Annotated in this window: 14 protein-coding genes; 11 read left to right on the top strand and 3 right to left on the bottom strand. The window is 63.0% G+C overall.

Annotated features, from left to right (window positions below):
• Positions 1–36: 36 nt before the first annotated feature.
• Positions 37–1,179, bottom strand: coding sequence for a benzoate/H(+) symporter BenE family transporter (locus tag MESCI2_RS0131410; RefSeq protein ID WP_027039947.1), 1,143 nt, complete (start codon positions 1,177–1,179; stop codon positions 37–39).
• The gene (locus MESCI2_RS0131405; protein WP_027039946.1) at positions 1,179–1,949 is read right to left on the bottom strand and encodes an alpha/beta hydrolase; all 771 of its coding nucleotides are present in this window, start codon (positions 1,947–1,949) and stop codon (positions 1,179–1,181) included. Before MESCI2_RS0131405 ends, MESCI2_RS0131410 begins: the two co-directional genes overlap by 1 nt.
• 205 nt (positions 1,950–2,154) lie before the next feature.
• On the opposite strand from MESCI2_RS0131405, the gene infC reads away from it, so the two are divergent.
• The 9 genes from infC to MESCI2_RS0131360 all read left to right on the top strand — a co-directional run bounded on the left by infC (position 2,155) and on the right by MESCI2_RS0131360 (position 9,811).
• Positions 2,155–2,691, top strand: coding sequence for a translation initiation factor IF-3 (gene infC, locus MESCI2_RS0131400; RefSeq protein ID WP_013528312.1), 537 nt, complete (start codon positions 2,155–2,157; stop codon positions 2,689–2,691).
• A gap of 130 nt (positions 2,692–2,821) precedes the next feature.
• On the top strand, positions 2,822–3,448 hold the full coding sequence (locus tag MESCI2_RS0131395; protein ID WP_027039945.1) for a methyltransferase family protein: 627 nt from the start codon (positions 2,822–2,824) through the stop codon (positions 3,446–3,448).
• Between the two features lie 142 nt (positions 3,449–3,590).
• Positions 3,591–4,235, top strand: coding sequence for a methyltransferase family protein (locus tag MESCI2_RS0131390; RefSeq protein ID WP_027039944.1), 645 nt, complete (start codon positions 3,591–3,593; stop codon positions 4,233–4,235).
• A gap of 182 nt (positions 4,236–4,417) precedes the next feature.
• Positions 4,418–4,621: a 50S ribosomal protein L35 gene (rpmI, locus tag MESCI2_RS0131385; RefSeq protein WP_006201248.1), complete on the top strand. Its 204-nt coding sequence runs from the start codon at positions 4,418–4,420 to the stop codon at positions 4,619–4,621.
• A 37-nt stretch (positions 4,622–4,658) separates the two neighbouring features.
• On the top strand, positions 4,659–5,060 hold the full coding sequence (gene rplT / locus MESCI2_RS0131380) for a 50S ribosomal protein L20 (protein WP_023672281.1): 402 nt from the start codon (positions 4,659–4,661) through the stop codon (positions 5,058–5,060).
• Between the two features lie 153 nt (positions 5,061–5,213).
• On the top strand, positions 5,214–6,311 hold the full coding sequence (gene pheS, locus MESCI2_RS0131375; protein ID WP_027039943.1) for a phenylalanine--tRNA ligase subunit alpha: 1,098 nt from the start codon (positions 5,214–5,216) through the stop codon (positions 6,309–6,311).
• Entirely contained in the window at positions 6,308–6,730 is a 423-nt protein-coding gene (locus MESCI2_RS0131370) for a GFA family protein (protein WP_027039942.1), read from the top strand. The genes pheS and MESCI2_RS0131370 overlap by 4 nt, the downstream gene beginning before the upstream one ends.
• Positions 6,727–9,135, top strand: coding sequence for a phenylalanine--tRNA ligase subunit beta (pheT, locus tag MESCI2_RS0131365; protein ID WP_027039941.1), 2,409 nt, complete (start codon positions 6,727–6,729; stop codon positions 9,133–9,135). The genes MESCI2_RS0131370 and pheT overlap by 4 nt, the downstream gene beginning before the upstream one ends.
• Positions 9,136–9,208: 73 nt before the next feature.
• Positions 9,209–9,811, top strand: a complete 603-nt coding sequence (locus MESCI2_RS0131360) for a nucleotidyltransferase family protein (protein ID WP_027039940.1) — start codon at positions 9,209–9,211, stop codon at positions 9,809–9,811.
• Between the two features lie 269 nt (positions 9,812–10,080).
• Here the strand turns inward: MESCI2_RS0131360 and MESCI2_RS0131355 are convergent, their stop codons facing one another.
• On the bottom strand, positions 10,081–11,076 hold the full coding sequence (locus tag MESCI2_RS0131355) for an aldo/keto reductase (protein ID WP_027039939.1): 996 nt from the start codon (positions 11,074–11,076) through the stop codon (positions 10,081–10,083).
• Between the two features lie 96 nt (positions 11,077–11,172).
• Here MESCI2_RS0131355 and MESCI2_RS0131350 point away from each other — a divergent pair, with 96 nt between their 5' ends.
• Both MESCI2_RS0131350 and MESCI2_RS0131345 read left to right on the top strand, forming a co-directional pair.
• Positions 11,173–12,063 (top strand): LysR family transcriptional regulator, encoded by an 891-nt coding sequence (locus MESCI2_RS0131350; RefSeq protein ID WP_027039938.1) that lies wholly within the window; start codon positions 11,173–11,175, stop codon positions 12,061–12,063.
• 58 nt (positions 12,064–12,121) lie between these two features.
• Complete coding sequence (locus tag MESCI2_RS0131345; RefSeq protein ID WP_027039937.1) at positions 12,122–12,694, top strand: cytochrome b; 573 nt, start codon at positions 12,122–12,124, stop codon at positions 12,692–12,694.
• Positions 12,695–12,748 lie beyond the last annotated feature (54 nt).

The following is a 12,748-nucleotide window of genomic DNA, read 5'->3' as shown; positions in this document are numbered from 1 at the left end:
CAATGTCCGCCAAATCCGGACAAGCATCTGAAATGATTATCGCTTTTTGATCATATCGAGGAAAAGCACGACCAGCCCGGCAATCAGGCCCCAGAATGCGGCGCCAACGCCGAACAGCGTCAGACCCGACGCGGTGACGACAAAGGTGACGGTGGCGGCCATGCGATCCGCCTCTTCCTTCAGCGCGATAGACAGCGCGTTGGCGAGCGACGCCATCAGCGCCAGGCCTGCCACCAGCACGATCAGGCTCTGCGGCAGCACCGCGAAGATCGCCACCAGCGAAGCGCCGAAAATAGCAAAAATGAGATAGGCGAGCGCATAGAACGGCCCGGTCTTCCAGCGCTCGGCAGGATCGGGGTGGACGTCCGGTCCGGTGCAGATCGCCGCCGAGATCGCCGCCAGATTGGTCGTCGAGCCGCCGAACGGCGCCGACAGCAGCGAAAACAGGCCGGTGACGCCGATCAGCGGGCCGGGCTCCGGGTGATAGCCGGCGGCGCGCAGCACGGCGAGGCCGGACAGGTTCTGTGAGGCCATGGTGACGAGATAGAGCGGCAGTGCCAGGCCGATCATCGCCTTGGCGGTGAAATCAGGCGCAATCAGCGTCAGCGTCGACAGTTCCGGTGTCGGCAGGCCACCGACACGGCCGGTGAGGAAAGCGGCGAGGCCACCACCGATCAGCACGGCCAGCACCGACAGCGCCGGGTTGAACAGGCGGATGACGAAGAAGGCGGCAATCAGCGGCAGGATCAGCCACGGGTCGATGGGAACAGTCTTCACCGCATTGAGCGCGAAGGTGACGACGATGCCGGCCAGCATGCCCGAGGCGACGGAGGGCGGTATCCTCGAGATCAGCTTCGTCAGGGGCCGAAACAGCCCGGTGGCGATCAGAAGGACACCGGTGACGATAAAGGCGGCGACGGCCTCGCTCATCGAAAAGCCGCTCGATGCCGCGATCAGCGCCAGGCCCGGCGTCGACCAGGCGGTGATGACAGGCATTTTCGTGCGCCATGACAGCCACAGGCTCTCGATCGCCATGGCCAGGCAGATCGTCGTCACCCAGCTTGCCGTCTCGATCTGCGTCGCGCCGACTGCGTTGGCGGCTGCGATGACGATGGCCAGCGTGCCGCCGAAGCCGACGATCGCCGCGACGAAGGCGGATATCGGAATGGAAAGGCGCATCAGATTCCCCTCTGCGCCATCGCATCGACGGCCCGCACCAGCATGTCGAGATCCTGCGGGCGCGACAGGCGGTGGTCGCCGTCAGGGATCAGCGACAGTGTCACGTCGTCCGCCGGCAGCAGGCTGACCAGCTTCAGTGCGTGGCTTGCAGGCACGTCCGCATCTGCCAGGCCCTGCAGGATGTGCACCGGGCAATGGGTGTCGATCGGGCCCGTCATAACCCGGTTGGCGCGCCCATCCTCGATCAGGGCGCGGGTGTAGATGTAGGGTTCGGCGGAATAGTCCGACGGCTCTTCGAAGAAACCTTTTTTGGCGAGATCGCGCTTCTGCGCCGTGGTCAGCACCGGTTCGACCAGTTCGGCGGTGAAATCCGGTGCCGGCGCCAGCAGCACCAGGCCAGCGACGTTGCTGTCATCAGCCTTGCGCAATTCCTGCACCATGCGCAGCGCGATCCAGGCCCCCATCGAGGAGCCGACCAGGATTTGCCTGCCCTTGGTGAAATGCCGGAACACGGCAAGGCTTTGTGCAAGCCATGTCGAAATCGTGCCGTCGGCAAAGGCGCCGCCGGATTCGCCATGGCCGGAATAATCGTGGCGCAGGAAGGCGCGGCTTTCTTTTGCCGCCCAGTCCGACAGCGTCTGCGCTTTCGTGCCCAGCATGTCGGACTTGTAACCGCCGAGCCAGACGATGCCCGGCCTATCACCTGACGTATGGCGCACCGCGATGCGCGATCCGTCGACATCCAGAAAGGTTGGGGGCGTGGCGTTCATGGCTTTTTCCTCAAGCCGGTCTTGTGACACGGCCGGTGGCGTGGCGAAAAGTGCTCACTATGTTCTTTGTTTGGTGCAGGGCAGCGATCAGGGTGATTTTCTGTCAATGCTGTGCTATTGACTCCGCCCGCGCGCTCACCACATTGGCGCGTCCATGCATCAACACTGACAAATCCTGAACGAAACGGCCAAGGAGACCACGACCATTCGCAGACCTTTCAAAGCAGCGGCGCCGACCAAGGATGGCCCGCGCTCCAACCGTGACATCCGGGTTCCCCGGGTCCAGCTTATCGACGCCGAAGGCCAGAACCGCGGCGATGTTTCCATCAACGACGCATTGCTGCTGGCCGAAGAGGCCGGGCTCGATCTCGTTGAGATATCGCCCAACGCGGTGCCCCCTGTCGTCAAGATCCTCGATCTCGGCAAGTTGAAATACGCCAACCAGAAGAAGGCGGCCGAGGCGCGCAAGAACCAGAAGGTCATCGAGATCAAGGAGATCAAGATGCGCCCGAACATCGACAGCCATGACTATGAGACCAAGATGAAGGCGGTTCGCCGCTTCTTCGAGGAAGGCGACAAGGTCAAGCTGACGCTGCGGTTCCGTGGCCGCGAGATGGCGCATATGGAACTCGGCATGCAGCTTCTGAACAAGGTCCGCGAGGAAGTGGCGACGATCGCCAAGGTCGAGGCGGAACCGAAGCTCGAAGGCCGCCAGATGATGATGGTGCTGTCGCCGCGCTAGAGCGATCCCCGTTAAAAGCAAAGGCCGCTTCGGCGGCCTTTTGTTTGTTTTGTCTTCGCCATGATTTTTCCGCAAGTTGCATCGACAAGGATTCTGGTTGCCGGTCCTCGCGGCGAAAGGATTCCCCCCCATGACCGCCGCGGCACGTTCTACGAGTGAAATGGGTCGCTATCAGCGGCGCCGGCGCGTCCTGCTGGCGCTGCTAATCGGCGCTTTTTGCGCTTTGCTGATCTTCGGCGGCTCACTGCACGATGAGCTGACCCACGAACGCATAGAGGCGCACGGGATCGCCCTGATACTGATCGGGATCGGCGGCCGGCTCTGGTCGATCCTCTATATCGGCGGCCGCAAGTCTGCCGAAGTGGTTACAACCGGCCCATATTCGGTGATGCGCAACCCGCTGTATTTTTTCTCCACCATAGCTGCCGTCGGCATCGGCACCCAGACCGGCAGCGCGATCGTCGCGGTAGCGTCGGCGGTTTTGTGCGCGGCCGCGTTCCACATCGTCACGCTGCGCGAGGAACGCCATTTGACGACCGTGCTCGGGGCGCCGTACAAGGACTACGTCGCACGGGTGCCGCGCTTTTTTCCCAATCCCCGGCTTTATCGCGATCAGGCCGAGGTCACCTTCACACCGCGCATCTTCAATCACACGCTGCGCGACGGCTTGATGTTTCTGGTTTCCATACCGTTTTTCGAACTCATCGAGTCCGGACAGGAAAGCGGTGTAATTCCCGTCCTCTTCTGGCTGTATTGAGCTGCGGTAGGCAGTCAAAAGAGGCGACATGCATTAAATCCGCCTGAATTATCCTGCAAGTCATCCCAACGATCGGCGGTGCCCTGTTTTCTTGGCCAGAAGCTGCGATCGCCGGCAAATTTTTCGACGATCGGATTCCGCCATGGTCAATGAAATCAAGTCTGCGCCCGTCGAGGCACACGGGCTGGGCAACTACCAGCATATGCGCCGGATAGTGCTTGCCGTTCTCGTGGTCGTGCTGTTCGCAGCATTGCTATTTGGTCAATCGACGTTTCCGCCCGACACACCGGTGCACGAATCGATCGAAATGTTCGGGGTGCTGCTGATTTTCCTCGGCATAGTGGGCCGTCTTTGGGCGACACTCTACATAGGCGGGCGCAAATCATCCGAGGTGGTGACCGGCGGGCCCTACTCGATAACCCGCAACCCGCTCTATGTGTTCTCGACCGTAGCCGCGGCCGGCGTCGGCGCGCAGATCGGTTCGTTCTCCGGCATCATCCTCTTCGGGCTTTTGTGCGCGGGGGCGTTTCATATCGTCATCCTGCGCGAAGAGAAGTTCCTCAAGGAAGCGCTCGGCGCACCGTATCAGGCCTATCTGGCGCGGGTGCCGCGCTTCTTCCCGAAACTGTCGCTCTACCAAGAGGGCGATACGGGCAGCTTCAAGCCCCGCTTGCTGCTGACCACGCTGCTCGACGGCCTTGTGTTTCTCATCGCGCTGCCGGCCTTCGAATTGATCGACGGGGCGCAGCTGTCGGGTATGTTGCCGGTCTGGTTTACGCTTCCCTGACCGGGGACAGAGCGTCGCATCCTGGCAGGTGTTGCGCGCGGGCCGTCTTTGACGTATAGGACCGCCGTTCAAGAAAACCGCCCGGCAGGGCATGCCGTGGCGGTTTCATTTGCTTTTCGGGCTTTGGTCGGCCCGAAGCGAACAAGAAGCGCGATAGTGCGCCAACGATACGGAGTAGCAAAATGCCCAAGATGAAGACCAAGTCCGCCGCCAAGAAGCGGTTCAAGATCACAGGTACGGGTAAAGTCCTGTCGGCTGCGGCCGGCAAGCGTCACGGCATGATCAAGCGTTCCAACAAGTTCATTCGAAATGCCCGCGGCACGATGGTTCTGGCTGAACCGGATGGCAAGAAGGTCATCAAGAATTTTCTGCCGAACGGCCTCTAAGGCATTCGGTCCGGACACGTTTTAAGGAGATCATGACATGGCACGCGTAAAAAGAGGCGTCACTTCGCACGCCAAGCACAAGAAGGTCCTGAAAGCCGCGAAAGGCTTCTACGGCCGCCGCAAGAACACCATCCGCATCGCCAAGCAGGCGGTGGAAAAGTCGATGCAGTACGCGTATCGCGACCGCAAGAACCGCAAGCGCTCGTTCCGCGCGCTGTGGATCCAGCGCATCAACGCCGCGACGCACGAGCATGGTCTGACCTATGGCCGCTTCATCGACGGCCTCAACAAGTCGGGCATCGAGATCGATCGCAAGATTCTGTCGGACATGGCCATCCACGAGCCGCAGGCTTTCGCAGCCCTGGTCGCCAAGGCCAAGGTGGCGCTCGAATATCTGAAGAACACCACGCCGAACGCTTTTGAAAGCGCTGTCGCCTAAGACCAGCGCTTCCCAAGCATTTGCAATTCTGATTTGGGGAACCCGCGCTGGCACGGCTGGCGCGGGTTTTTCTTATGCCTGATCCTTGGAGTGATTTCACTTTAGAAGTGACTTTCACTTTGAGGCCGACCTCCCAACGTAGCGAGTTTGACCGTGAACGACGCAACCACTGGCCTGGATACGCTTGAAACCTCACTTCTGGCCGAGATCGCCTCGGCCGCCGATGAGCCGGCCATCGAGGCCGTGCGCATCGCTGCTTTCGGCAAGAAGGGCAGCGTGTCCGAGATGCTGAAGACACTGGGCGCGATGACCGCCGAGGAGCGCCAGATCAAAGGCCCTGTTATCAACGGCCTCAAGAACCGCGTCACCGACGCGCTGACTGCCCGCAAGGCTGAGCTCAAGGATGTGGCGATCACCGCCCGCCTCGCCGCCGAAAAGGTCGACGTGACGCTGCCGGTGCGGCAGTCGCCGGCCGAGCGCGGTCGTATCCACCCGATCAGCCAGGTCATCGACGAGATCGCGGCGATCTTCGGCGACCTTGGTTTCTCCATCGCCGAAGGTCCCGATATCGAGACCGACTACTACAATTTCACCGCACTGAATTTCCCCGAAGGCCATCCGGCGCGCGAGATGCACGACACCTTCTTCTTCCAGCCGGACGAGAAGGGCGAGCGCAAGCTTTTGCGCACCCACACCTCGCCGGTGCAGATCCGCACCATGGAGACGAAGAAGCCGCCGATCCGCATCGTCATTCCGGGCAAGACCTACCGCCAGGATTCGGATGCCACCCACTCGCCGATGTTCCATCAGGTCGAGGGGCTGGTGATCGACAAGACGGCCAACGTCGCCAACATGAAGTGGGTGCTGGAGGAGTTCTGCAAGGCCTTCTTCGAGGTGCCGCAGGTCAAGATGCGCTTCCGGCCGTCCTTCTTCCCGTTCACCGAGCCGAGCCTCGAGGTCGACATCCAGTGTGACCGCTCCAGGCCCGGCGAAGTGCGCTTCGGCGAAGGCTCCGACTGGATGGAGATCCTCGGTTGCGGAATGGTGCATCCCAACGTGCTGCGCCATGGCGGCCTCGATCCGGACGAATATCAGGGCTTTGCCTGGGGCATGGGCATCGACCGCATCGCCATGCTGAAATACGGCATGCCGGATTTGCGCGCCTTCTTCGATGCAGACGTGCGCTGGCTGTCGCATTACGGCTTCAGGCCGCTGGATATGCCGACTTTGTTCGGAGGCCTGAGCGCATGACAGCGCCCTACGCCGGTGGCTGCCGCTGCGGCGCCGTGCGGTTCGAAGCTTCCGTCGAACCGCATCACGTCAGCTATTGCCATTGCGGCGATTGCCGGCGGGCCAGCGGTGCGCCGGTGTCGACCTTTGTCGGCTTCCTGGTCGGTCAGGTCGCGTTCACCGGCAAGGCGCTGAAGATGTATGAGAACGGCCCGGTGACGCGCTCGTTCTGCGGCACTTGCGGCTCGCCCATCGCCTATGTCGACGAGCGGCTGGAGGACGACATCTACTTCATGCTCGGCGCCATGGATGCGCCGGCCGATTTTGAGCCGACGCAGCATGCCTATGTCGGCGAACAGCTTGCCTTCCTGCATATATCCGACGACCTGCCGAGACATCTGAAAACAAGCGTCAAAAGACCAGACGGAACAGTCCCATGAAATTCACCCTCTCCTGGCTCAAGGACCACCTCGAGACCGACGCCACGCTCGACGAGATCGTCGAGCGACTGACCTCGATCGGCCTCGAAGTCGAGCATGTCGACGACAAGTCGAGCCTGACGCCCTTCGTCATCGCCAGGGTGCTGACGGCGGTCCAGCATCCCGATGCCGACCGGCTGCGCGTGCTGACCGTCGATATAGGCGACGGCAAGCCACCCGTGCAGGTAGTCTGCGGCGCGCCCAATGCCCGCGCCGGCCTGATCGGCGCCTTTGCCGCGCCCGGCACCTATGTGCCCGGCATAGACGTGACGCTGACGGTCGGCAAGATCAGGGGGGTCGAAAGCCACGGCATGATGTGTTCCGAGCGCGAGCTGGAACTGTCCGACGAGCACAACGGCATCATCGACCTGCCTGAGGATGCGCCTGTCGGCACCAGCTTCGCCGCCTATGCGCATATCGACGACCCGGTCATCGAGATCAATTTGACGCCGAACCGGCCGGACGCCACCAGCGTCTACGGCATCGCCAGGGATCTGGCGGCGAGCGGGCTTGGCCGCCTCGTCGGCGGTGCCATCATGCCGCATGTCGGCAGCGGCATGTGTCCGGTCAAGGTGACGATCGAAGCGCCGGAGCTTTGCCCCGGTTTCGCGCTCAACCTGGTCAAGGGCGTCAAGAATGGGCCGTCGCCAAAATGGCTGCAGCAGCGGCTGATCGCCATTGGGCTGAGACCGATCAGCGCGCTGGTCGATATCACCAACTACGTCACCTTCGACCGCGGCCGCCCGCTGCATGTGTTCGATGCCAGCAAGGTCGCCGGCAATCTTGTCGTGCGGCGTGCGCGCGATGGCGAAAAGGTGCAGGCACTCGATGGCCGCGAATACACGCTGACGCCGGAGATGTGCGTCATCGCTGATGACAACGGCGTCGAGTCCATCGCCGGCATCATGGGCGGCGAGCATTCGGGCTGCGACGAGAACACATCAGATGTGCTGATCGAATCGGCCCTTTGGGATCCGATCACCACGGCGCGCACCGGCCGCACGCTCGGCATCATCACCGACGCGCGCTACCGCTTCGAGCGCGGCGTCGACCCCGAATTCATGGTTCCCGGCGTCGAGCTGGCAACGAAACTGGTGCTCGATTTCTGCGGCGGCACGCCGACCGAAATGGAAGTCGTCGGCTATGCCGGCCACAAGTCGAAGATCGTTTCCTTCCCGCTTTCGGAAGTGAAGAGGCTGACCGGCATCGAGGTTCCCAGGGCGGAAAGCCTCGACATCCTGTCGCGCCTCGGCTTCAAGCCGGAGGGATCGGGCGATGTCGTCGATGTCGCCGTGCCGTCCTGGCGCCCCGACGTCGATGGCAAGGCAGACCTGGTCGAGGAGGTCATGCGCATCCACGGCGTCGACAACATCGCACCGCAGCCGCTCGGTGCGCATGACGCGGTCAACGCAAGGATACTCACCACGCTGCAGGTCCGCACCCGCACCGCCAAGCGCGCGCTTGCCGTGCGCGGCATGATGGAAGCCGTCACCTGGTCGTTCATTCCGGCCAAGCATGCCGAGCTGTTCGGCGGTGGCCAGACCGCGCTGAAGCTCGCCAACCCGATCGCCGCCGACATGTCCGACATGCGGCCGTCGCTGCTGCCGGGCCTGATCGCGGCTGCCCAGCGCAACGCCGACAAGGGTATCGGCGACGTGGCGCTGTTCGAAGTGTCGGGCACCTATGAGGGCGACGGCGCCGACCAGCAGCGGCGCGTGGCCGCTGGCGTGCGCCGCGGCACCGCCAAGCTCGACGGTTCCGGCCGCAACTGGGCCGGCAATTCAGGCCCGGTCGGCGTGTTCGACGCCAAGGCCGATGCCATTGCCGCACTCGAAGCCTGCGGCGCGCCGGTCGACCGGCTGCAGATCGAGGCCGGCGGCCCGGCCTGGTATCATCCCGGCCGTTCCGGCACGATCAAGCTCGGCCCGAAAACCGTGCTCGGCACCTTCGGCGAATTCCACCCGAAGACGCTGGAAGGCCTCGATGTTTCCGGCCCGCTGTGCGGCTTCGAAGTGTTTGTCGATGCTGTGCCCGAGCCGAAGGCCAAGCCGACGAAAACCAAGCCGAAACTGGAGCTGTCCCCCTTCCAGGCGGTCAAGCGCGACTTCGCCTTCGTCGTCGACAAGTCGGTCGAGGCCGGCATGCTGGTTCGCGCAGCGCTCGCCGCCGACAAGAAGCTGATCACGGCTGTTTCGGTCTTCGACATTTTCGAAGGCGCTTCGCTGGGCGAGGGCAAGAAGTCTATTGCCATCGAAGTGTCGATCCAGCCGGTCGAAAAGACGCTGACCGACGAGGATTTCGAGGCGCTGGCCAAGCGTATCGTCGAGAATGTCGGCAAGCAGACGGGCGGCGTTCTGAGGACGTAGAGCGGCCAACGCCGCTCTACGCGTTTTCCTTTTGAGGATTGCCCGGAAGTAGCGAATCGCCCTCCAAAGGGTGATGGATCATCTGCGCTATTCCGGGCTCCCGTTCGAAGCACAACGCGAAGCGTTCCTCGCCATCGTGTCGGCGGATCCGCTGGTCCGCGACGCGTTGGCGCGCGCCTGCACGCTCGACCTTCCGGATTGGCTGATCGTTTCCGGCGCGCTCTACAACAGCATCTGGAATCACCTGACCGGGAAGCCTTCGGGTTACGGCATCAAGGACGTTGATCTCTTCTATTTCGACGACGGTGATCTGTCCTACGAGGCCGAGGACGCGGTGATCCGCCGGGCGGCGGCGCATTTCGAAGGGCTACCGCTGCCGGTCGAGGTGCGCAACCAGGCGCGGGTGCATCTGTGGTATCCGCAGAAATTCGGACGGCCGTGCCCGCGCTATACGAGTTCCAGTGAATCCATCAGCTATTTTGCTTCGAAGACGCACGCCGTCGGGGTTCGATACGATGCTGACGAGCAGCTCGATCTGGTTGCGCCTTTCGGGCTCGACGACATCTTCTCATTCCGCATAGTGCCGAACCGGGTGATGGACAACCAGAAGACGCATGAGGCGAAGGGCAGACGCGCCCAGGAGTATTGGCCGGAGATCACTGTCGTGCCTTGGTAGGGAGTGGCCGGAATGTTGGCGCGAGGCACCCCCCTCTGGCCTGCCGGCCATCTCCCCCGCAAGGAGGGAGATTAGCAGCTTCATCGGCGGCACTCTTTTTTGCAACGTTGTGATTGCGAAAGCGCGGGTGACATCCGATCTCCCCCCTTGCGGGGGAGATGTCCGGCAGGACAGAGGGGGGTGCCTCGCGCCAAGGTCTTGCATTCTTCACGTAACGCGACATACGAAAGGGACGCCGAAGCGCCCCTTTTTGTCTCGCAGTGACCGGCTCACCCATTCACCAGCGCCAGCAATTCCTCGGTATAGCGTTTGCCCACGACCTTATCCGGCGACAACGCATCGCCAATCGCCTGCACCTCGGCCATGCTCAGCGCGATCCCGGCCGCCGCCGTGTTCTGCTCGAGATGGCGAATCTTCCGCGCGCCGGGGATCGGCACGATAAAATCGCCCTGGTGCAGCACCCAGGCCAGCGCCAGCTGTGCCGAGGTCACGCCCTTTTCGGCCGCCATCTTCTCCAGCGTACCGATAACGGCGGCGTTGGCTTCCATCGCATCTGCCTGGAAACGCGGCAGGCCACGACGCCAGTCGTCGTCGCTCAGCGCCTCGGGCTTGGCGATCGTGCCGGTCAGCAGCCCACGGCCGAGCGGGCTATAGGGAACGAAGCCGATGCCGAGTTCGCGGCAGACGGCGAACACCTCGTCTTCCGGGTCGCGGCTCCACAGCGAATATTCGCTCTGCACGGCGGCAATCGGATGCACGGCATGCGCCCGGCGGATAGTCGCCGCACTGGCCTCCGACAGGCCAAGCGCGCGCACCTTGCCCTCGCGCACCAGTTCGGCCATGGCGCCGACCGTATCCTCGATTGGCACGTTGGGGTCGACACGGTGCTGGTAGTAGAGGTCGATCACATCGGTGCCCAGCCGTTTCAGCGAGGCCTCGGCGACCGCCTTGACGTGCTCGGGGCGGCTGTCGACGCCCGCCATGCGGTCGAGGCCTGAACCTTCCTCCAAAATCTTGAAGCCGAATTTTGTCGCGATCGTCAGATGATCACGCACCGACTTCAGCGCCTTGCCGAGCAGGATCTCGTTCTCGAAGGGGCCATAGACCTCCGCCGTGTCGAAGAAGTTGACGCCGATGTCGACGGCGCGGTGCAGCGTGGCGATCGCGTCGGCTTCCGCCTGGCCGCCATAGGCGAAGCTCATGCCCATGCAGCCGAGGCCGACGGGATAGACATTCAATTCAGTTCCTAGCTTGCGGGTTTGCATAACGCGTCTCCTTGTTGCGATGCGGGAGAAATAGCGCCTTGCCTTGTGTTCGATAATCGGCTCTCATCCGCACAGGCTGTACTAAAAAAGAGATCAATGAATCGCGCGCATCTTTCCCAATTGGCCGTGCTGGCAACCGTTGCCCAATGCGGCAGCTTTCGCGGCGCCGCCAGGGAATTGGCCATCGCGCCGTCGGCGGTCAGCCACGCGGTGTCCAGCCTCGAAGCCCGGCTTGGTGTTCGCCTCCTGTCGCGCAGCACGCGTAGTGTCGCGCCCACCGAAGAAGGTGCGCAATTGCTGGAGCGGCTGCGGCCGGCGCTGTCGGAGATCGATCTGGCGCTGGAGACGGCGGTCGAGGCGCGCGACCGGCCGGCCGGCAATCTGCGGCTGACCGTGCCGCGCACGGCGGCCCATTTGGCGCTGACGCCACGGCTCGGCGCCTTTGCGTCGGCCTATCCCGACATCGTGCTGGAGATCGTCATCGAGGACCGCTTCACCGACGTGGTGGCAGGCGGCTTCGATGCTGGCGTCCGGCTTGGCGAGAGCCTGCAGCGCGACATGATCGCGGTGCGCATCGGGCCGGACCTTCGCGGCGCGGTGGTCGGCGCGCCGGTCTATTTCGAGGTCAACCCCAAGCCGCGCCACCCGCGCGACCTGGCCGGCCACCGCTGCATCCGCTTCCGCTTCTCCAGCGGCATCCTCTACCGCTGGGAATTCGAGAAAGGCCGCGAGGCGATCGAGATGGCGGTGGAGGGACCGCTGATCCTCGACGAGGACCATCTGATCGCGCAAGCCGCGGTCGACGGCGCCGGGCTTGCCTTCGTCTTTGAGGATTATGTCCGCGCCCCGCTCGCCGACGGCAGGCTGATCCGCGTGCTGGAGGACTGGTGTCCATCTTTCGACGGGTTCTTCGTCTACTACCCCAGCCGCCGCCAGATGCGGCCGGCGCTCAGGGCGTTTGTCGATTTCTTCAAGGTGAGTGGATAGAGCGGGCTCGCCCCTCCCCCTGGTGGAAGAAAACCGGGATCGCGGTCGTTCACCAACGATGCAAACATCGATCACCAACAGCACCACCCGCTATGGCTGGGGCGCGATCATTCTTCACTGGCTGATTGCGCTGATCTTCATCGGCCAGTCCGCTCTCGGCTTCGTCATGGTGCGGCTGACCAGCCAGCGCACCGCCTTCGAACTGATCCAGCTGCACAAATCCTCCGGCTTCCTGCTGCTCGGCCTGATCATCCTGCGCATCGCCTGGCGCCTTGGCAATGCAACGCCGGCTCTGCCGCGCTCGATCGGGATTTTGGAGCGTCGGGCAGCACCGTTGGCCCATCTTGCGCTCTACGCGTTTCAGCTTGCCTTGCCCTTGTCCGGCTGGGCGCTGGTGTCGGTCTCGATGCTGGAGATACCCAGCCTGCCGTTCAACCTGTTCGTCATGCCGAACCTGCCGCTGGCCGAATCGGATGGTGCCGAAAGCTTCTGGGCGGCGGCGCATTGGTATCTCGCCTATGCCGGCATGGCGCTTGTGGCTCTCCACGTCGCGGCGGCACTGCGGCATCATTTCCAGCTCCGGGATGGCGTGCTCACGCGCATGATCACGCCTTCGTCAGATCCGGAATAGAGCGAGCGGTTCATTCGTTCATGGAGTGAGGGCGCAGGAATGCGCTGCCTCCAA

The organism is Mesorhizobium ciceri WSM4083, from assembly GCF_000519305.1.
GTDB classification, from domain to species: domain Bacteria; phylum Pseudomonadota; class Alphaproteobacteria; order Rhizobiales; family Rhizobiaceae; genus Mesorhizobium; species Mesorhizobium ciceri_B.
Note: the sequence above shows the minus strand (reverse complement) of the source record. Positions and strands in the feature narration are given on the sequence as shown.